The organism is Massilia sp. UMI-21, from assembly GCA_015277795.1.
GTDB lineage: Bacteria > Pseudomonadota > Gammaproteobacteria > Burkholderiales > Burkholderiaceae_D > Telluria.
This window is the reverse complement of record CP063848.1, coordinates 769,492-789,615: the sequence shown is the minus strand read 5'-3', so window position 1 is coordinate 789,615 and position 20,124 is coordinate 769,492. Positions and strand designations below refer to the sequence as shown.

Annotated in this window: 17 protein-coding genes and 1 tRNA gene; 7 read left to right on the top strand and 11 right to left on the bottom strand. The window is 65.8% G+C overall.

Features of this window, described 5'->3' with window-relative positions:
- Positions 1-14 precede the first annotated feature (14 nt).
- Entirely contained in the window at positions 15-1,106 is a 1,092-nt protein-coding gene (gene ychF, locus IM543_03470) for a redox-regulated ATPase YchF (GenBank protein QOY94971.1), read from the bottom strand.
- Positions 1,107-1,436: 330 nt separating this feature from the next.
- On the opposite strand from ychF, the gene IM543_03465 reads away from it, so the two are divergent.
- The 3 genes from IM543_03465 (at position 1,437) to IM543_03455 (ending at position 3,093) form a co-directional block, all read left to right on the top strand.
- Positions 1,437-1,985: a PAAR domain-containing protein gene (locus IM543_03465; GenBank protein ID QOY96504.1), complete on the top strand. Its 549-nt coding sequence runs from the start codon at positions 1,437-1,439 to the stop codon at positions 1,983-1,985.
- Between the two features lie 92 nt (positions 1,986-2,077).
- Positions 2,078-2,647, top strand: coding sequence for a hypothetical protein (locus IM543_03460; protein ID QOY94970.1), 570 nt, complete (start codon positions 2,078-2,080; stop codon positions 2,645-2,647).
- Positions 2,644-3,093 carry a hypothetical protein gene (locus IM543_03455; protein ID QOY94969.1) on the top strand — a complete coding sequence of 150 codons (450 nt, stop codon included), beginning with the start codon at positions 2,644-2,646 and terminating at the stop codon, positions 3,091-3,093. Before IM543_03460 ends, IM543_03455 begins: the two co-directional genes overlap by 4 nt.
- Before the next feature lie 27 nt (positions 3,094-3,120).
- On the opposite strand, the gene IM543_03450 is transcribed toward IM543_03455, so the two are convergent.
- Positions 3,121-4,227 carry a patatin-like phospholipase family protein gene (locus IM543_03450; GenBank protein QOY94968.1) on the bottom strand — a complete coding sequence of 369 codons (1,107 nt, stop codon included), beginning with the start codon at positions 4,225-4,227 and terminating at the stop codon, positions 3,121-3,123.
- Positions 4,228-4,324: 97 nt separating this feature from the next.
- Here IM543_03450 and IM543_03445 point away from each other — a divergent pair, with 97 nt between their 5' ends.
- Positions 4,325-6,217 carry a DUF3857 and transglutaminase domain-containing protein gene (locus IM543_03445; protein ID QOY94967.1) on the top strand — a complete coding sequence of 631 codons (1,893 nt, stop codon included), beginning with the start codon at positions 4,325-4,327 and terminating at the stop codon, positions 6,215-6,217.
- Positions 6,218-6,236: 19 nt separating this feature from the next.
- On the opposite strand, the gene pth is transcribed toward IM543_03445, so the two are convergent.
- The 7 genes from pth to IM543_03410 form a co-directional block, all read right to left on the bottom strand.
- The gene (gene pth / locus IM543_03440; GenBank protein ID QOY94966.1) at positions 6,237-6,821 is read right to left on the bottom strand and encodes an aminoacyl-tRNA hydrolase; all 585 of its coding nucleotides are present in this window, start codon (positions 6,819-6,821) and stop codon (positions 6,237-6,239) included.
- Positions 6,822-7,326: 505 nt separating this feature from the next.
- The gene (locus IM543_03435; protein ID QOY94965.1) at positions 7,327-7,914 is read right to left on the bottom strand and encodes a 50S ribosomal protein L25/general stress protein Ctc; all 588 of its coding nucleotides are present in this window, start codon (positions 7,912-7,914) and stop codon (positions 7,327-7,329) included.
- A gap of 246 nt (positions 7,915-8,160) precedes the next feature.
- On the bottom strand, positions 8,161-9,111 hold the full coding sequence (locus tag IM543_03430; protein QOY94964.1) for a ribose-phosphate pyrophosphokinase: 951 nt from the start codon (positions 9,109-9,111) through the stop codon (positions 8,161-8,163).
- 140 nt (positions 9,112-9,251) lie between these two features.
- A tRNA-Gln gene (locus IM543_03425) sits at positions 9,252-9,328 on the bottom strand.
- 67 nt (positions 9,329-9,395) lie between these two features.
- Complete coding sequence (ispE, locus tag IM543_03420; GenBank protein ID QOY94963.1) at positions 9,396-10,307, bottom strand: 4-(cytidine 5'-diphospho)-2-C-methyl-D-erythritol kinase; 912 nt, start codon at positions 10,305-10,307, stop codon at positions 9,396-9,398.
- A gap of 6 nt (positions 10,308-10,313) precedes the next feature.
- Positions 10,314-10,910, bottom strand: a complete 597-nt coding sequence (locus IM543_03415; protein QOY94962.1) for an outer membrane lipoprotein LolB — start codon at positions 10,908-10,910, stop codon at positions 10,314-10,316.
- Positions 10,911-10,992: 82 nt separating this feature from the next.
- Positions 10,993-12,840 (bottom strand): tetratricopeptide repeat protein, encoded by a 1,848-nt coding sequence (locus tag IM543_03410; protein QOY94961.1) that lies wholly within the window; start codon positions 12,838-12,840, stop codon positions 10,993-10,995.
- A gap of 116 nt (positions 12,841-12,956) precedes the next feature.
- Here IM543_03410 and mutM point away from each other — a divergent pair, with 116 nt between their 5' ends.
- The 3 genes from mutM (at position 12,957) to mutY (ending at position 16,949) form a co-directional block, all read left to right on the top strand.
- On the top strand, positions 12,957-13,802 hold the full coding sequence (mutM, locus tag IM543_03405; protein ID QOY94960.1) for a bifunctional DNA-formamidopyrimidine glycosylase/DNA-(apurinic or apyrimidinic site) lyase: 846 nt from the start codon (positions 12,957-12,959) through the stop codon (positions 13,800-13,802).
- Between the two features lie 145 nt (positions 13,803-13,947).
- Positions 13,948-15,849: a dynamin family protein gene (locus IM543_03400; protein ID QOY94959.1), complete on the top strand. Its 1,902-nt coding sequence runs from the start codon at positions 13,948-13,950 to the stop codon at positions 15,847-15,849.
- Positions 15,846-16,949, top strand: coding sequence for an A/G-specific adenine glycosylase (gene mutY, locus IM543_03395; GenBank protein ID QOY94958.1), 1,104 nt, complete (start codon positions 15,846-15,848; stop codon positions 16,947-16,949). Before IM543_03400 ends, mutY begins: the two co-directional genes overlap by 4 nt.
- A gap of 285 nt (positions 16,950-17,234) precedes the next feature.
- On the opposite strand, the gene IM543_03390 is transcribed toward mutY, so the two are convergent.
- The gene (locus IM543_03390) at positions 17,235-18,380 is read right to left on the bottom strand and encodes a deoxyguanosinetriphosphate triphosphohydrolase (protein QOY94957.1); all 1,146 of its coding nucleotides are present in this window, start codon (positions 18,378-18,380) and stop codon (positions 17,235-17,237) included.
- A gap of 5 nt (positions 18,381-18,385) precedes the next feature.
- Positions 18,386-20,095: a 3-dehydroquinate synthase gene (aroB, locus tag IM543_03385; GenBank protein ID QOY94956.1), complete on the bottom strand. Its 1,710-nt coding sequence runs from the start codon at positions 20,093-20,095 to the stop codon at positions 18,386-18,388.
- Positions 20,096-20,124 lie beyond the last annotated feature (29 nt).

Below are 20,124 nucleotides of genomic sequence, written 5' to 3'. Positions count from 1 at the left end.
TTCCAACCTCATGCTTAGACGTTGAACAGGAAGTTCAGCACATCCCCATCCTTGACGATGTACTCCTTGCCCTCAGCACGCATCTTGCCCGCTTCCTTGGCGCCCGCTTCACCCTTGTAGGTAATGTAGTCGTCGTAGGAAATGGTCTGGGCACGGATGAAGCCGCGCTCGAAGTCGGTGTGGATCACGCCCGCGGCTTGCGGCGCGGTGGCGCCGACCTTCACGGTCCAGGCGCGCACTTCCTTGACGCCGGCGGTGAAATAGGTCTGCAGGCCGAGCAGTTTGTAGGCGGCGCGGATCAGGCGGTCCAGGCCTGGCTCTTCCATGCCCATGTCGGCCAGGAAGTCCTTCTTGTCGGCGTCGTCCATCTCGGCGATTTCCGATTCGATCGCGGCGGAGATGGCCACGATCGGCGCATTCTGCTTCTTCGCGAACTCGGTCAGCTTGTCCAGCAGCGGATTGTCGGTGAACCCGGTGTCCGACACGTTGGCGACGTACATCGCGGGCTTGGCGGTGATCAGGTGCAGTTCGCGGATCAAGGCCATCTCGTCGGCATCCAGGCCCAGGGTGCGGACCGGCTGGCCTTCGTTCAGGTGCGGCAGCATGCGTTCGCAGATTGCCACCAGCTTGGCGGCATCCTTGTCGCCCGAGCGCGCCTTCTTGTTCTCGCGGTGAATCGCTTTCTCGACGGCGCCCAGGTCGGCCAGCGCCAGTTCGGTCTGGATGACTTCGATGTCGTCGATCGGGCTGACCTTGCCGGCCACGTGGATCACGTTGTCGTCTTCGAAGCAGCGCACCACGTTGACGATCGCATCGGTCTCGCGGATGTGCGACAGGAACTGGTTGCCCAGGCCCTCGCCCTTCGAGGCGCCGGCCACCAGGCCCGCGATGTCGACGAATTCGACAATGGCCGGCACGACGCGTTCCGGCTTGACGATGTCAGCCAGCGCCTGCATGCGCGGATCCGGCACCTCGACCACGCCGACGTTCGGCTCGATGGTGCAGAACGGGTAGTTCTCGGCCGGGATGCCGGCCTTGGTGAGGGCGTTGAACAGGGTGGACTTGCCGACGTTCGGCAGGCCGACGATGCCGCATTGGAGGCTCATGGGAACTCTTTCTCTCGTATAGATGCGGAGCGGAAGGAAGCCCGGCTCCAAAACCCCACATTGTAACCGGGGACGCCTTGGGTTGCTGAAAAAAACGGCGTGCGCGGCGGGTTTCGCAACGAACGAACGCGCATTTTGCAGCGTCACCGCGAAGGCGTGCAGTTCAGCGCCGGGGTGCTGCTGTGCTGCCTCCCCCGCCATTGCCGCGCATCGCAATCTACCTTCCTTGCTCAGTGTCAAGGCTGTGCTTGTGCCTCAAGAGCAGAGTACGCTTTTGTAGAATTTTCTTCCAAGCCATCTATCTAGATCACTAGGTTTGAACTGTTCTCTATCCTGGGAAGTATTTGCGTAGGGGATAAGACTTCGTGCGGCGGCACAGTGGTAACTGGGTCACCCTTTTCCGACGTGAATGGCCGAGGCATCGCCCGCCAGGGCGACAGGATCACCTGCAGAAAAAACTGTGTCATCGTGGACGGCAATATTACGGAAATCATCGATGGTGCGGCCATGGCGCTTCATGGCGCACGCACTTCGGGCGGATGCACTTGCCTCTCCCAGAATAATGACTATCACGGAGATGGCCATGCGCCGGCCAGCGCTGCCCAGGTGCCGCCTGCTGCAGATGCAGGGATCGCTTTTATGCCGGACACAGCGGAGCTACTCAACGAAGATCACTGGATCGAGTTCCAGTTATCAGATGGGAACGATCAACCGATTCCTCATCAGCCCTATGTGGTCATCGATCCGGGAGGCGCCCAGTTCTCCGGACAACTCGACGAGAACGGGTTTGCTCGCGTCGAGCAGATCAAAGCGGGGCTATGCACAGTCAATTTTCCTGAACTGGGCTATTCGATGGGCGTCGAGTCATGCCAGCGCTAAGCGTCCCGGTAAAGACGGCACAGCAAGGGGTGCGAGCTACGACAAACCAGCTCACACGCATCCAGGTGCGGTTAGCATCAGTCGAATTCTTGGTGGGCGGCCCCTACCGTAATCACCCCTACGGCCATACAGCGCTTCGTGTCACTACTGCAGACGTTGATAAAGTATTCGATTATGGGCGGTACGGACGCACCTGGGGCTTGGGGGATTCAGAGGGTGAAGGGATTCTAAAAGTCTGGAATAATTTCAACGCATATATTGCGGAAGAAAATAGTACTGGCCGGGTGACGACTGGTTTCGTCTACGAAACCACGGAAGAAAACGCAACAAGAATTCTGCAGTTCTTTGAGCGAAAGACGTCGGGGAAAAAGCCGATATCTGAAGACCGGACCAAGATCAAATTGCGGATCGAGGACTATTATGCGCTCGGGCCAAACTGCACAACATTGAGCGTCGACGCCATCAAAACGATATTTCCCGATATCGACAGAGGCTGGTCAGTCTTCCAAAAAGGACTCGGACTGGGCATGATGGAAAAGGCAGCGGTCACTGCGAGAGGATGGCCTAAACACATCTTTATGCCGGCAGACCTCCAGGCGATGCTGGAGAGTCCCTCCGCGAAGAAGGCCAAGAAAATCAACAAGTACGGGAAGAGTCGATGAATACCCGGAATGCTCTTGCCGTCACCGCCCTGATTGCGGCCGCCTTCTTGTGCGGGATTCTTTTTCAAAAATTTGGAGTTATCGCAATGTCGAAGACGACCTACCTGAAATTGCAAGAACCCCTTTTGCTTGACGCGGAAGGCAAATCACAAGATTTCCATGTGCTACCCGTGGGGACAGCTCTGTACAAAGACCGTGAATTTCCGGAAGGATTCACGCGCTACATCGTGTACCTCAACATCAAATCGGAGTTCGCAGCAGAACAGATTGTTTCTGACAAACCGAATCTGATCGATCCGATCTGGGGACACCCGGTACAACGCGACGACCTTCCTTTTCTGATGGCGAACACGCCTGTCAGCAAGGACGACCTGGTTCGAATACTTAAGGCCCGCAAGATGACGCGTGAGGACCTTGCTCAGATTGTTAGAGAGTGGAAAGAGTAAGGATCCCCTTCGGGGCGTGAACACCGTTTAGATCGGCTTAATCAGCGCCAGATCGGGCCTCGCTACGAATTCCGCCAGCTCATCCCGCAACCGCTCCCCTTCCCCCATCGCGCGCGTCCAGTTGCGGATGCGCTCATCATGGTCGAGCCCGTAGAACTTGAAGTCCGCCCGGTCCGGCAGCTTGCCGCGCGGCAGGGTGCGCAGGAATTCGTCCGATGGCGCGACGATCAGCACATTGTCCAGCCAGCCGCGGTGGGCGCGCGCCGCGCGGCGCCACGGGAAGCCCTTGTCGAGCCAGCCCGGCACGATGTGCTGGGTGAAGTGCGGGTACAGCACCAGGTCGCCCTTGGTCGCATCTGTTCCCCCTGCCGCCGCCTTCGAGTAGGGCAAGGCCAGGTGGTAGTCGATGATGCCGCCGTCCCAGTAGCTGCCGGGTGGCAGGTCGGCGATGCCGGTGACCGGCTTCATGATGAGCGGCAGCGTGCCCGAGGCCAGCAGGCTGGCCGCGAGGTTCTGGCGCGTGAGCGATGAAAAATGGGTGGTGAAGGCGTCGAAGCGCTCGCGCAGCCAGGGCGCCTGGGCGCGCGCGTCGCCGATCACGACCCGCTCCATCATGCGTCCGAGCCAGGCACGCGAGCAGGCGTTGTGCAGCGCCGCCGTCGCGAAACCGCGCAGCTCGGCGCGCGGATGACAGGGTGCGGCGAGGCCGCCCTTGCCGCGCACCGCCAGCAGGTGCAGGCGATGGTGGGGATGGCTGACGATATCGTCCTCGTGGCCGCGCACGAATTCTCCCAGCAGGCCCTGCACCACCTTGTCGATCTCGTGCGGGGTCGGCTTACGACTGGTGTAGCGCTGGCCCGCGTACAGCTCGCCCAGGCGCGCGAAAGCCTTGGCCGGGTCGCGCTGGCAGGCGGCGGCCATGCGCCAGGCGCCGATCGAGGAACCGATGAGCACGCGCTCGCGCGGCGCGCCCGGCAGCCATTCGCCGAACATCCACGCGTCGAGCGCCTGGAAGATCAGCCCCTTGGGGCCGCCGGCCGCGGCCGGCACGACGCCGATGTCCTGCGCGCGCAGGCCCTGCGCGCCGATCTGGGCCAGGGCCAGCGGCCCGGCGTGGAATGTGATTGCCTTCATGGGGCAAAATTATCGCAGGAAGAGCGGGCTTGCGCAGGCTCAAGGGAGGCACCAGGCTGCTGCGTAACATGGGTCGGTCGCTTTCGCGGAGCCCGCCATGCCCTTCCGACTTGCGCCGCATCTGGCGCGCTTGCCGATCTTGCTGACCTTGCTGACCTTGCTGTTCGCGTGCTGCCGGCCGGCGGCAGCCGAGGGCGGCACGGATGATGGCGTCGTCATCGAACGCCATTGGCAGTATTTCACGGTCGATGCCGATGGCGCGTACACCCTCGATGTCGAACTGGTCAAGAAGATCGGCAGCGCGGCCGCCGTCGAGCAGCATGCCGAACAAGGCATCCCCTTCAACGGCTCGCTCGACCGGGTAGTGAGCATCGAGGCATGGACACTCAAGCCGGACGGGCGCCGGGTGGCGGTCGGTCCGCAGCAGATCCGCGAGCAGCACGAGGCCGCGTCCGCGGACGCTCCCATGTTCCAGGACACGCGCCTGAAAGTCGTGATCTTCCCGGGCGTGCAACCCGGCGACACGCTCACCCTGCGCTATACGATCCGGCGCCATACGCCGCTGTTTCCCGGGCAGTTCGAAGATCTTACTGTGGGCCAGCCCCACCGCCACCAGGATTTCCGGCTGAGCTACGACCTGCCCGCTTCGATGCCGCTGCAGGCCGATGCCGTCGGCTTCGTGCCGGAGGCCAGCGCCAGCGCGCCCGGCCGGCGCCGTTATACCTGGCGTGTCGTGGACGGCGACGACGCGCGCATCGAGCAAGGCGCGGTGAGCTACCTCGACTACGGCCGGCGCCTGGCGGTCTCCACCTTTGCGGACTACCCGGCCTTCGCCCGCGCCTACCACGCACGTGCGGCGGCTGCGGCAGCGCCCGACGCGGCCATTGCGCAGCTCGCGGCCCGGCTCACGCAGAGGCTGACGGATCCGCAGGCGAAGGCAGCCGCGCTGTCCGACTGGGTCCGGCGCAACATCCGCTACGTGGCGGTCTACCTTGGCCCGGGCGGCGTGGTGCCGCACCCGGCGCCGTCCGTGCTGGCCAACCGCTACGGCGACTGCAAGGACCACGCCGCGCTGCTGCAGGCCCTGTTGGGGGCGGCGGGCATCGCGTCGAGCGCCGGGCTGGTGAATGGCGACGACGCCTACCGCCTGCCGGCGGTGCCCACCCTGGGGGTGCTGAACCACGTGATCGTCTACGTGCCGCAGTTGCAGCTCTTCCTCGACCCCACCGCCGGGACGGTCGCGGCCGGCTTCCTGCCGCCTGCCCTGCTGGGCAAACCGGTGCTGCTGGCCGATTCCGGCGGATTCGCGGTCACGCCGGTGTCGCAGGCGGCGCGCAGTCGCACAGCCACGCGCTTCGACATTGCCCGCGACGGCAGCAGCCGCTTTCACTTCCGGCGCACCAGCGGCGGCGCCATCGCCGAACCCTATCGGCATGCCGTGCGCAGCACGCCGCAAGCCGAGCGCGAGCGCTTTGTACGCCGCATGCTGGCCGGGCTCGGCCAGACCGGCGACGGCCTGTTCGAGCCGGGCGAGGCCGATGCGCCGGACAAGGCATCGCCGCGCGACGACTACACGCTGGCCTTCTCCGGCGCGACCGAGGGTTTTGTCCGCCTGCCGGGGCCGGTGGCGCTGGCCACGACCTATAACTTCTGGGGCGGAATGGGCGACGCGGTGTTCGGGCTGGGGCGCGAGCCGGAGCGGCGCCAGGAATTCGTTTGTCCCGCCATCGATGCCGAGGACGAACTGCGCTATGCGCTGCCGCCGCGCACCCGCGTGCTGGCGCTGCCCAAGGGGCTGGTGGTGGATGACGGCAGGTTCTACTACCGCGCGCAGTATGCGCGCCAGGGTAATGAGGTGGTGGTCAAGCGCCGCCTGCAGTTCCGGCATACGGCGGCCACCTGCACGCCCGACGATTACCGCCGGATGCGGCCGGCGCTCGAGCGCATGATGGGCGACCTGCGCGGGCAGGTGGTGGTGCAGGGACGCTAGCGCGCCTGCACGCAGCCTCTCAGGCGGTGTGCAACTGCATCATCGCCACGTCCATCTTGCCTTCGCAGCACAGCGGAATGATGCGCAGGGCCTTGTCGATCGATTCCTCGATCAGGGTCTGCTCTTCGCGGCGCGGACGGTGCAGCACGAAGTCGGCCACGGCCTGCTGCAGGTTCAGGCTGCGCGGGTGACCGATGCCCAGGCGCAGACGCCAGTAGTCCTGGGTGCCGAGGCTGGAGGTGATGTCCTTCAGGCCGTTGTGCCCGCCTGCGGAGCCGCCCTTCTTGAGCTTGGCCACGCCCGGCAGCATGTCGAGCTCGTCGTGCACGACCAGCACTTCATCCGGATTGATCTTGTAGAAGCGCGCCAGCGCGCCGACCGACTGCCCGGAACGGTTCATGTAGGTCAGTGGTTCCAGCAGCCAGACCTCGCTGCCGGCGATCCGGGTCTTCGCCACCATCGCATTGAAGCGCGACTCGCGCTGCAGGCGGCAGCCCGGCAGCGAATTGGCCAGGTTGTCGACCAGCCAGAAGCCGGCATTGTGGCGGGTTTGTTCGTACTCCGGGCCCGGGTTGCCGAGGCCGACGATCAGACGGATGGACATGCGTTGTCTACTTTGATTCTGGGAAAACAGGATTATCGCTGAAAAACTTCGGAGCAGGCCTTTCGTAGGGTGGGCGGCTCCGCCCGGTATTGGGTTCAGCCCGTACATCGACGCCGCCCACGCGTTCAAACAGCGGGAGAAGAGACGCACAGGCAACATTGCCGTGGTTTGAACGCGCGGGCGGCGTCCAGCTTCCGGCCTGCCAGCGTTGCAGGTGCAGCCGCCCACCCTACGACTCGCGGCGATGCCGCTCGTAGGGTGGGCGGCTGAAATCGCTAGTGGCACGGGTCATCCGTAGGGTGGGCGGCTCTACCGAGCAGTGTGACGGGCCTGTACGCTGACGCCGCCCGCGCGTTCAGCGCCGGCAAGCGTCACGTTAACGCACGCGACAGTTGGACGCGCGGTCGGCAAAGCCGACCACCCTACGAAAACAAAAACCCGTCGGACTTGCGCCACGACGGGTTTCGTTTCCGATAGGCCACCGCAACGGCCCACAAGGAAGGTATTACTCAGCAGCAGCTTCAGCCGAAGCGACGCCGCGCGGGATCGAGGTGGTCACCAGGGTCAGGTTCTGGCCGTGGGTCAGCGCGGTCACGCCTTCCGGCAGGACCAGGTCGTTCACGTGGATCGACTGGCCGGCTTCCAGCTTGCTCAGGTCGACTTCGATGAACTCCGGCAGTTTGCCCGGCAGGCAAGCGACGTCCAGCTCGTTGGCCACGTGCGAGATCACAGCGCTGCTCATCTTGACGGCCGGCGAGACGTCGGCGTTGACGTAGTGCAGGGTGACCTTGGTGTGGATCGGCTTCGATGCGTCGACGCGCTGGAAGTCAGCGTGCAGGACCAGTTGCTTGTATGCGTGCATCTGGAAGTCGCGCAGCAGGACTTGCTGGGTCTTGCCTTCGATTTCGAGGTCCAGGATCGAACCGTGGAAAGCTTCTTTCTTGAGCGCGTGGTACAGGGCGTTGCCGTCCAGGGCGATCAGTTCCGGGGTTGCTGCGCCACCGTAGATGATGCCTGGGGTCTGGCCAGCCTTGCGCAGGCGGCGGCTCGCTCCGGTCCCCTGCTGAGTGCGGTTGAATGCGACTACTTTCATGTGAAACTCCAAAAATAAACGGGTTCGAATGCCGGCTTTGACGCCCGCCCGGTAACCCAGTGGTGACCGCCCCGCGACCAGGGCCGTCGTGAATAAGCGCCATGTTGCGCGCTCAAGAATACAAAACCGACATATCGGCACCGCCAACATGTCGTCCCCGCGCAGGCGGGGATCCAGGTTCTACTTACGTCAACGGCGCGCCGGCTTCATCAGCCAGGCGCGCCGCAAGATACGACGGAGTGTTGCTTAGTCGACGAACAGCGACATCACCGAGTCGCCCTTCACGATCCGCTTGAAGGTCTCGGCCAGCAGCGGTGCGCAGGTCAGCTGGCGGATCTTGGTGCAGGCGGCGCCGGCCGCGCTCAGCGGGATGGTGTCGGTGACGACCAGTTCATCGAGCGGCGAATTCTGGATACGCTCGATAGCAGGACCCGACAGGACCGGGTGCGTGCAGTAAGCGACAACTTTCTTGGCGCCGCGCTCTTTCAGCACTTCGGCGGCCTTGCACAGCGTGCCGGCGGTGTCGACCATGTCGTCCATGATGACGCAGTTGCGGCCTTCGACTTCACCGATGATGTTCATGACTTCCGACACGTTCGCCTTCGGGCGGCGCTTGTCGATGATCGCCAGGTCGCAGCCGAGGCGCTTGGCCAGCGCACGGGCACGCACCACGCCGCCGACGTCCGGCGAGACGACCAGCAAGTCGTCGTAGTTGCGCTTTTGCAGGTCACCCAGCAGCAGCGGCGAGGCGTAAATATTGTCGACCGGGATGTCGAAGAAGCCCTGGATCTGGTCGGCGTGCAGGTCCATGATCAGGACGCGCTCGACGCCGGCTTCTTCCAGCATGTTGGCGACCACCTTGGCCGAGATCGCGACACGCGCCGAGCGCGGGCGGCGGTCCTGGCGGGCGTAACCGAAATACGGGATGGCGGCGGTGATGCGGCCTGCCGATGCGCGCTTGAGCGCGTCGACCATCAGCATGATTTCCATCAGGTTGTCATTGGTCGGTGCGCAGGTCGACTGCAGGACGAAGACGTCCTTGCCGCGCACGTTTTCGTTGATTTCGACCATGACTTCGCCGTCCGAGAATTTCGAAACGACTGCTTTGCCGAGTGGAATGCCGAGGTTCTTAGCGACCCCCTCTGCTAGTGCCGGATTGGCGTTGCCGGTAAAAACCATCAGGTTTTCGTAAGCCATGGAGGGAGTCCCAAGAGAAAAACGTTGACACTGGAAAAACAATCAGCCGGAAGAACCGGCTGATTAGCTTATCGATGCAGACTGGGCTGCACCGCTATTTATCCCGCTGGAGGATCATGCCTCGACAGCCGGGAAAACTTTGGCAGGGGAACAAGGATTCGAACCTTGGAATGCCGGAATCAAAATCCGGTGCCTTAACCAACTTGGCGATTCCCCTACACGACTGAACTGCTTGCCGTTACATTCTGCGTATTTTAACGCCTAACGTCGCGACAGGCAAAATTTTATTCTATAACTGCTTGATTATGCAAGAGCGATTTCATCGGGTGACTCTCTAGCGAATGCGCTTTCCAGGCTTTCCACTGTCTTGGCACCTGTGCCAGAACCTGGTCCGCCTCACGCTCGCTGGAGAAGGCACAAAACACACATGCCCCCGAGCCAGTCATCCTGGCATCGCCGTAACTTCCCAACCATGTCACCGCCTCTGCTACCGGCGGGAACAGGCGCTCAGCCACGTCCTGCAAATCATTCTTTCCGAAGCCTAACTGCTTGCCTGAAACACCGCAGTTACCAACATAGCTGCTGGAAAAGTCCGCTATTGTAACGGGTCTGGTGTCCCTCGTCAAATCGGGCGCTGAAAAAATCGCCGGGGTCGGCACCGACACGCCCGGCTCGATCACCACATACCAGCAATCCGGGCCTGGCACGGGCTGCAGGGCTTCGCCCACGCCCTCGACGAACGCGGTCTCGCCGAACAGGAAGAAGGGGATGTCGGCGCCCAGCGGCAAGCCGATCTCCATCAGTTTCTGCTGCGTGAATCCGGCCTGCCACAGGTGGTTGCCCGCCATCAGCGCAGTGGCGGCATCCGAAGAGCCGCCACCCAGCCCGCCTCCCATCGGCAGGATCTTCTCGACCGCCACGTCGATGCCCGGCGGCACGCGGCCATGGCGGCGCGCATATTCCGCCTGCAGCAGGCGCAAGGCGCGCACGATCAGGTCCTGGTCTTGCGCAACGCCCGGGACCTCGGTGGTGCGCACGATCCGGTCGTCTGCGCGCAGGTCGAAATGCAGGGTGTCGCCGTGGTCGATCAGCTGGAACACGCTTTGCAGCAGATGGTAGCCGTCGGCGCGGCGGCCGGTCACGTGCAGGAACAAATTCAGCTTGGCCGGCGCCGGGCAATGATGCAGCGAACGCATGTGTGCTCAGCCCTGCCCTGCGGGATTGATGACGATGCGAATCGACAGGTCTTGAATGTCGCCGGCCGCGCTGCGCGTCGCGTGAATTACGCGCGGCAAGGGCTTGGCCGCGTTCGGGTCTTGCCACTCGACGAAACGCAGGCGCCAGCCGTCCCGGGTGCTCACCTCGTTCTTCGCCGGCGACGCGGCAAAACGTTGGCCCTGCGCATCCACGGCATAACCCTGCAGCCAGTCGCGCAGGCCGGACACCGGCAGCGGCCAGCCCAGCGTGCGCTGGGTCAGGGTATCGATATTCGCCTCGGTCAGCGGCTCTCGGCCGGCCTGGGTCAGCGTGGCCGACTGCGGCGTCACCTGGATCGTCGCCACGGTCTGCCCCAGCGGATTGGCCAGGGTGACGTCCACGCTGCCCGGACGCTGCGCCCAGTCGAAGCTGCCGGTCAGCGATTCCACCTTGCCGTCCTTCTGGTAGTTCACCGACAGGCGGCCGCCCAGGTCGATCGTGTCGCGGTAGGCGCCCACGGTGGCGACATTGGTGCTGGTGGTGGCGCAGCCGGCCAGGGCGGCGGCGAGGGCGAGCAGGGTCAGGCGTCGGGTAATCGGCATCGGCAAATGAATGGGTAGTTGATGGAACGGGCTTGCTTCGATGCGCGGCCGCATCGAAGCGGCCGGCAAGGCGTGGATTATTTCACAAGCTCTGGCGCAGGCGCGCCAGCGTACTGCGCAGCGTGTCGTTCTGCGGATCCTTGGCGCGCGCTTCGCGCCACAACGCCTGCGCCGCGGCCTGCTGCCCTTTCTGGAACAGCACCTCGCCCAGGTGCACGGCGATCTCGGGATCGCGCCGCAGCGCATAGGCATTGCGCAGGTGCTTCTCGGCCTCGTCGAGATTGCCCATGCGGTACTGCACCCAACCCATGCTGTCCATGATGAACGGGTCGCCGGGCGCCATCGCGAGCGCCTTGGCCACCAGGGCCTGGGCTTCCTGCAGGCGCACGTTGCGTTCGGCCAGCGAATAGCCGAGGGCGTTGTAGGCGTGGTGGTTGTCCGGCGCCAGCGTCATCACCTCGCGCAAGGCCTTTTCCATCACGTCGACGCGGCCGACCTTCTCGGCCAGCAACGCGAAGTCGTACAGCAGGTCGGGATTCTTCGGGAAGCGTTTGGCGGCGGCCTCCATCAGCGCATAGGCCTCGAGCGTGCGGCCGGCGTCGCGCAGCAGTTGCGAGTCGGCTGCCGCCACCTGGGCCTGCTGCGCTGGCTCGGCCGGCTTCAGGCCGGCCAGCAGCTTGCGCGCGCCCGCCAGGTCGCCCTGGCGGGCCAGCAGTTGCGCGCGGCGCAGTTGCGCGCTGAACTGCAGTTGCGGCTCGGTGCCGGCGGGGATTTTCTCGAGCCAGGCCAGCGCCGCCGCGTCATCGCCCCGCTCTTGCGCGATTTGCGCCAGCGTCAAGAGCGCGCGGGTCGGGTCGCGCTCGTCGCCCGGATTGCGGCCGAGCACCTCGACGAAGCGCGTGAAATAGGTTTCGGCGCCCTGGACATCGTTCATCTGCGCCGCCAGCACGCCCAGCGCGTACAGGTTGCCGGCGTCGTCCGGACGTTCCTTGAGCAAGGCCTCGAACTGGGCGCGCGCCTGCGGATACCGCTTCTGGCTGACCAGCACGCGGGCATGGGCGGCGCGCACCTCGCGCGCTTCCGGATGGGTCTCGAGGAAGGCCTCCAGCATCGGGCCGACCTTGGCGTCGTCGTCGAGCACCTGGGCCATCATCAGCACCGCGATTTCCGAGTCGGGCCTGGCCTCCAGGGCGGCCTGGGCCGCGCGCCGGGCCGCATCCTTGTCGCCGCGCGCCAGCGCCGCCTGGGCGCGCACGATGTGCGCTTCGAAGCTGTCGTTGTAAGGCGCGATGACGCGCTCGAGCATCGCCGCGGCGGCCTCCTTGTCCTTGGCGCGCCCCAGCAGTTGCTGGATCTGGAACAGCAGCAGGCCGCGCTTGTCGGCCGGGGCTGCGCGCAGGCGCTCCACGAAGATCGGTTCGACGTCGGCGATATTGTCCGAGCCGACCACCATGCCGACGAAGTACTGGGTCGCCTCGTCCGATTCCGGATCGAGCTCGCGCCACAGGCGCACCGCGGCCAGCGTGTCGTCCGCCTGGCGGGCCGTGACCGCCATCTCGGCCGCGCGGCGCGCCAGGCGCGGGTCGCGCGTCTGCTGGGCCAGCGAGAGCATGGTCAGGTACGGTCCCTGCCAGTCGCCCTTGCGAAAAGCAAACTCGGCCTTAAGTAACTGCTTCAGCATCGTGCTGGTCAGCTCGACCTTCGGCAAGCGCGCTTCCGCCTCGGCCCGGGCTTTCGCCGCGAGCGCTTCTTCGCTGGGCGCGTCTGCTGCGGCGCCTGGCTCCCCGTCCTGGCCGGAGGCCGCTTCGGCGGCCGCGGGGGCGCCGGAGGACGCGCCTGCCGCACCCTGCTGTGCAGGCTGCTGTGCCTGCGCGACAGTGCATGCCGCCAGGATGCTGGAGAGGGTTACAATGACGAAAGCGTTTTTCAAGGCAATTCCAGGGGTTCTGAGATGTTGTCTGATTCTACGCTCAAGCATGCGCCCGCGTGCACGGCAGCGCCATTTATCTCCGCAGCTTAATCGCTGCCTAAGAATTGACACTCCCCATGCCTGAACTGCCAGAAGTCGAAGTCACCCGGCGCGGTGTCGCGCCCCATATCGAAGGCCGCATCGTCGAGCAGGTGGTACTGCGCCGCGCAGGCCTGCGCTGGCCCTTCCCGCCGGAGCTGGCCGAGCTGCTGGCCGGGCGCCGCATCCTGGGCACCGGCCGCCGCGGCAAGTACCTCCTGATCGAATTCGAGCACGGCACCCTGATCGTCCACCTCGGCATGTCGGGCCACCTGCGGGTGCTGCCCCCGGGGATCGAGCCGCGCAAGCACGACCACTTCGACCTGGTCGTGGCCGGGGCCGATGCGGGTCCCGAGGGCAGGCAGGTCTTGCGCCTGCACGATCCGCGCCGCTTCGGCGCCGTGCTCTGGCACGGCAAGGAAGAAGGCGAACTCGACGCGCACCTGCTGCTGCGCGGCCTCGGCGTCGAACCGCTGGGCGAGGGTTTTTCGGGCGAACTCCTGTGGCGCGCGACGCGCAAGCGCAATGCGCCGATCAAGCAGGTCCTGCTGGCGGGCGACATCGTGGTGGGGGTCGGCAACATCTACGCCTGCGAAAGCCTGTTCCGGGCCGGGATCAACCCGAAAACCCCAGCCGCGCGCATCAGCCGCGCCCGCTATGACCGGCTGGCCGAAGCGATCAAGGACATCCTCGCCGCCGCGATCGTGCAGGGCGGCAGCAGCTTGAAAGACTTTATTGCAGTAAACGGACAATCTGGGTATTTCCAGCAGACATATTTCGTCTATGATCGTGCTGGAGTGCCCTGCCGCAACTGTGGGACGCCGGTCCGCCAGATCAAGCAGGGCCAGCGCTCGACCTTCTACTGCGTGCAGTGCCAGCGATGAATCGTAGGGGTGATCTGGTCCGGTGGACCGGATCACGCTTCGCCGACCGCGCGTCCAGCTCCGGTATGCATCGCCTCAGCGCGTCTACTGTCTGGACCCGCGGCCGGCATGGCCGGCCGCCCTACAAGAACCGGGTCTTAGAAACATGCAGGATTTTCAACAGTATGGCGCATGGCGCGCCACCGTCGCGGACGCGCTGGAAGGCTACGGAGCTGCGCTGCGCGAGGCGGCGCTGATCGACGGCACCGGCGAGCAGCAGCTCGAGCGGGCCCTGGCGCGGCTGCGCGACGACCGCCTGTCGGTGGCCTTCGTGGCCGAGTTCTCGCGCGGCAAAACCGAGCTGATCAACGCGATCTTCTTTGCCGACTACGGCCAGCGCATCCTGCCGTCCAGCGCCGGGCGCACCACGATGTGCCCGACCGAGCTGCTGTACGACGCGGCGCTGCCGCCCTGCATCCGCCTACTGCCGATCGAGACCCGCAGCCAGCACCTGTCCACCAGCGACTATCGCGAAGACACCGGCGCCTGGACCGTTCTGCCGCTCGAGCTCGACGCACCGGAACGCATGAGCGAGGCGTTCCGCCAGGTGAGCCAGACGCGCCGCGTCCCCGCCGGCGAGGCGCAGCAGTACGGCCTGTGGGACCCGGACGATCCGGACAGCGCCACCAGCCTGGCGGCGGACGGCACGATCGAGATCCCGCGGTGGCGCCACGCCATCATCAACCTGCCCCACCCGCTCCTGAAGCAGGGCCTGGTGATCCTCGACACGCCGGGCCTGAACGCGATCGGCACCGAGCCCGAGCTGACCCTCAAGCTGATTCCGAACGCCCACGCGGTGCTGTTCATCCTGGCCGCCGAGACCGGCGTCACCAAGAGCGATATCGCCGTGTGGCGCACCCACATCGGCGCCGGCCCGGGACGCATGGCGGTGCTGAACAAGATCGACGCGATGTGGGACGAGTTGCGCACGCCCCAGGAAAACGATGCCGAGATCGCGCGCCAGCAGATCGAGGTGGCCCAGTTGCTGGGACTGGACAGCGCGCGGGTGTACCCGGTGTCGGCGCAGAAGGCCCTGGTCGGCAAGATCAACGGCGACATGGCCCTGTTCGAGAAAAGCCGCCTGGGTGCGCTCGAAGCGGCCCTGTTCCACGACCTGATTCCCGCGCGCCGCGCGATCATCGCCGGCCAGCTGCGCGGCGACCTGGCATTGCTCGCCGGCGGTCAGCAGGTGCTGGCGACGGCGCGCATGCGCGACCTGCTCGAGCAGCAGCAGGAACTGAAAAGCCTGCGCGGCAAGAACCAGGGCATGATCGCGCACATGATGCGCCGCGTCGAGATGGAAAAGAAGGAATTCGACGCCAGCCTGGTCAAGCTGCAGGGCACGCGCGCGGTATTCGCCCGCCTGTCGACCGAACTGTATTCGACGCTGGGCATGGAGGCGGTGCAGGAGCAGGCCGAGGCGGTACGCGCCGCCATGCAGGCCTTGCGCTTCGCGACCGGCATGCGCGCCCCGGTGCGCAGCTATTTCGAGGCGATGCGCGCCAGGCTCGACGCCTCGGCCGGCAAGGTGGAAGAGATCGGCGCCATGATGGACAGCATGCTTCGCAAGTTCTCGGCCGAGCACGGCCTGTCCCTGGGCAGCCCGATGGCGCTCTCGCTCGAGCGCTACCGCCGCGAACTGATCGAGATCGAGGAGCTGTTCCTGAAGCAGTTCGGCACCGCTACCCTGCTCATGACCAGCCGCGCCACGCTGCTGGAGCGCTTCTTCGATTCGATCGCCTCGCGCGTGCGGCACTGCTTCCGCGCCGCCAACCTCGAGGCCGAAACCTGGCTCAAGCTGATCATGGCGCCGCTCGAGACGGCGGTCCGCCAGCACCGCGACCAGCTGCGCCACCGCCAGTCCTCGATCCAGCGCATCCACGACGCCACCGACAGCCTGGAGCAGAAGATCGCCGCCTTCGCCAGCACGCAAGCGGCGCTGGAAGCCACCCGCACCCGGCTGGCGCAGCAAGCGTCGCAGGTCGCAGCGGCACTGGAGACCCCATGAAACGCCTTACCGAATTCGACCAGCTGGCCGACCCGACCTTCTCGCAGGCGGTGATCGACTGGCAGCGCAGCCACGGCCGCCACACCCTGCCCTGGCAGAACACGACGGATGCCTACCGCATCTGGCTGTCCGAGATCATGCTGCAGCAGACCCAGGTGGCGGCGGTACTCGGCTACTACGCGCGCTTCCTGGAGCGCTTCCCGACCGTGCAGGCGCTGGCCGAAGCGCCGCCAGAGGACGTGATGGCGCACTGGAGCGGCCTGGGTTACTACACCCGGGCACGCAACCTGCATGCCTGCGCCAAGCGCGTGGTGCAGGATTACGACGGGGTGTTCCCGAGCGACCCGGCGCTGCTGGCCGGGCTGCCCGGCATCGGCCGCTCGACCGCGGCGGCGATCGCCGCCTTCTCCAGCGGCGCGCGCGCCGCGATCCTGGACGGGAACGTCAAGCGCGTGTTCGCGCGGGTGTTCGGCATCGACCAGTATCCGGGCGAGAAGCGCGTCGAGGACGCGTTGTGGCGCCGCGCCGATGCGCTGCTGCCGGAGCAAGGCATCGAATCCTATACGCAGGGCCTGATGGACCTGGGCGCGACCTTGTGCACGCGCAGCCGGCCGGATTGCCCGCGCTGTCCACTACAGGCGCGTTGCGTGGCCCATGCCAGCGGGCGCACGGCCGAGCTCCCGGTGCGCAAGCCGAAGAAGACCACGCCGGAGAAGCGCGCGGCGCTGCTGGTCATCATCGATCGCGGACAGGTGCTGCTGGAGCAGCGGCCTGGCAGCGGGATCTGGGGCGGCCTGCTGTCGCTGCCGGAAGTCGACGGACACCTGGCCGTGGACGTCGAGGCGGTGTCGTCCCCCGACGTGGCTGCCGCTGCGGCGCAGTTCGGAACGGTGGACGAAGTGGAGGCGCTCAGGCCGCTGGTGCACGTGTTCACGCACTACAAGCTGCACATCGCGCCGTGGCAGGTGCGGCTGGCGGCGCGCGCGGGCGCGACCGGGCGCCACCTGTGGTGGGACCTGCATGCGATCGGAACCGCCCCGCTGCCGGCGCCGGTGAAGAAGCTGCTGCAGGAATTGGCGCAGCCGGGATTGTTCGGGTGAGGTCGCGGCGCACCAGCTGGTCGTAGGGTGGGCGGCTCTACCCGGGAATATGACCAGGCGGTCCGTGAGCGCCGCCCACGCGTTCAAACCACGCCGATGTCGCCCGTGCGTCTGTTCGTGCGCATGTTGAACGCGTGGCCGGCGGCTCCAGTTCGTAGGGTGGGCGGCTCTACCCGGGAAGATGACAGGCGGGTCCGTGAGCGCCGCCCACGCGTTCAAACCACGCTGATGTCGCCCGTGCGTCTGTTCGTGCGCATGTTGAACGCGTGGCTGGCGGCTCCAGAGTCAGAAATGGTCGAGCGAGAAGATGCGCCGATGTTCCCGGATGGCGTAGCGGTCCGTCATGCCCGCGATGTAATCCGCGATCTTCCTGGCCTGCAGCATCGCGTTTTCCTCACCCTCCCCCTGCACCTGGTAGTCGTTCGGCAGCAGCACCGGGTCCGTCATGAAGGCGTCGAACAGTTCGCGCACGATGCGGCTGGCCTTGACGCGCATGCGGTTCACCTGGAAGTGGCGGTAGAGATTCGCGTACAGGAAGCGTTTGAGGGCGGTGGTCTCGGCGCGCATCTGCGGCGAGAAGCGGATCAAGGGCGGCGACGCGCGCACGTCATCGATGCTCTGCGGCGCCGCTTCCAGCAACAGGGCCCGCGAGGTCTCGACCAGGTCGGCCGTCATTGCCGTGATCATCAGGCGGATCGTCTCGTACAAGGCGCGCCGCCCCGGCAGGCCCGGATACTGCATTTCCACCGTATGCCGGTGGCGCGCGAACAGCTCCACTTCGTCCATCTGCGCCATCGTCAACAGCCCGGAGCGCAGGCCGTCGTCGATGTCGTGGTTGTTGTAGGCGATTTCGTCGGCCAGGTTGGTCAGCTGCGCTTCCAGGCTGGGCTGGCTACGGTCCATGAAGCGGTGCCCGAGCTCGCCCAGCTGGCGCGCATTGGCCAGCGAGCAGTGCTTGAGGATGCCCTCGCGCGTCTCGAAGGTGAGATTGAGGCCGTTGAAGGCGCCGTAGTGCTCTTCCAGCTCGTCCACCACGCGCAGGCTCTGCAGGTTGTGCTCGAAGCCGCCGTGGTCCTTCATGCACTCGTTGAGCACGTCCTGGCCCACGTGGCCGAAAGGCGTGTGCCCGAGATCGTGCGCCAGCGCGGTGGCCTCGACCAGGTCTTCGTTCAGCTGCAGGCTGCGCGCCAGGGTACGGCCGATCTGCGCCACTTCGATGCTGTGCGTGAGCCGCGTGCGGAACAGGTCGCCCTCGTGGTTCAGGAAGACCTGGGTCTTGTACTCGAGCCGGCGGAAGGCGGTCGAGTGGATGATGCGGTCGCGGTCGCGCTGGTATTCGCTGCGCGATCCTGCCGGCGGCTCGATGTGCGTACGGCCGCGCGACTTCGACGAATGGGCTGCGTAAGGGGCAAGGCGTGCGTCGAAGTCCATGGCGTTCACTCCTTGTCGGCGGCCACGCAGGCGTCCAGGGTGGCCTTCAGGACCTCGGGCGGCACCGTCGTGATCGACGGGCTTCCCAGCGGCTTGAGCAGGATGAACTTGATCTCCCCGCCCTCGTTCTTCTTGTCCACGGCCATCAGCTCGATCCAGCGCTCGGCGCCGAGGTCCGGCGCCACGGTCGGCAGGCCGGCCGCCTTCACCAGGCTGCGCACGCGCCGCACCGTCGCCACGTCGACCAGGCCGAGGCGCGCCGACAGGTCGGCCGCCATCACCATGCCGCAGCCCACCGCTTCGCCGTGCAGCCAGGTGCCGAAGCCCAGGCCCGCCTCGATCGCGTGGCCGAAGGTGTGGCCGAAGTTGAGCACGGCGCGCAGGCCGCCTTCGCGTTCGTCCTTGCGCACCACCTCGGCCTTGATCTCGCAGGAGCGTGCGATGGCATGGGCCATCGCTTCCGGCTCGCGCGCCACCAGCCTGGCGATGTTGGCCTCGATCCAGTCGAAGTAGGCGGCATCCAGGATGGCGCCGTGCTTGATCACCTCGGCCAGGCCGGCCGCCAGCTCGCGCGCCGGCAGGGTGTCGAGGGTGGCGGTGTCGGCGATCACGGCGCGCGGCTGGTAGAACGCGCCGATCATGTTCTTGCCCAGCGGGTGGTTGATGCCGGTCTTGCCGCCCACCGAGGAATCGACCTGCGACAGCAGCGTGGTCGGCACCTGCACGAAGGGCACGCCGCGCATGTAGCTGGAGGCGGCGAAGCCGGCCAGGTCGCCGATCACGCCGCCGCCCAGCGCCACGATCGTGGTCTTGCGGTCGCATTTGTGCTGGAGCAGCGCGTCGAACACCAGGTTCAGCGACTGCCAGGTTTTATGCTCTTCGCCATCGGGCAGGACGATCTCGACCACTTCGCGGCCCGCCGCGCGCAGGGCGCCGGCGACGCGCGCCAGGTACAGCGGCGCGACGGTGGTGTTGGTGACGATGGCGGCCTTGCCGCCGTCGATGTGGCGCGCCAGCAGCGCGGCGTCGTCCAGCAGCCGCGGGCCGATCGTGATCGGGTAGCTGCGCTCTCCCAGTTCGACGTTGAGAATGGTGGGGCCGGGTTGGTTCATCGCGTTCATGGGGTCGCTTGCCAGCCGGCGCGCAAAATGGGCTGCATGGGCGGCTGCGTGAGCGCTTGCATGCGCGGCCTCCTGCACGGCGAGCTGGTCCAAAATGGTCTGTACCATCGATTGTACGTTAGGTCGGCCGGTGTCGATGACGAGGTCCGCAATCTCGCGGTACAGGGGGTCGCGCTGGGCCAGCAGTTCTTCCAGTTTGGCGCGCGGGTCGGCGGTCTGCAGCAGCGGACGGTTCTTGTCGTGCGAGGTGCGCTGAAGGATGCTGCCGATCGAGGCGCGCAGGTAGATCACGGTGCCGCGCTCGGCCAGCAGCGCGCGGCTGGCCGGGTTCAGCACGGCGCCGCCGCCGGTGGCCAGCACCAGGCCGGCCTGCGCGGTCAGCGCCCGGATCATGTCCGCTTCACGGCGCCGGAAGCTGCCTTCTCCCTCGATCTCGAAGATCCAGGGGATCGAGGCGCCGGTACGGGCTTCGATCTCGTGGTCGGAGTCGACGAAGCGCATGCCGAGCCTGCGCGCAAGCTGGCGCCCGATGGTGGTCTTCCCCGACCCCATCAGGCCGACCAGGAAGATGTTGTTGTTCTTGGGATGAGGCACTGCCAGGTCCGCAGAAATAAAAAAAGACG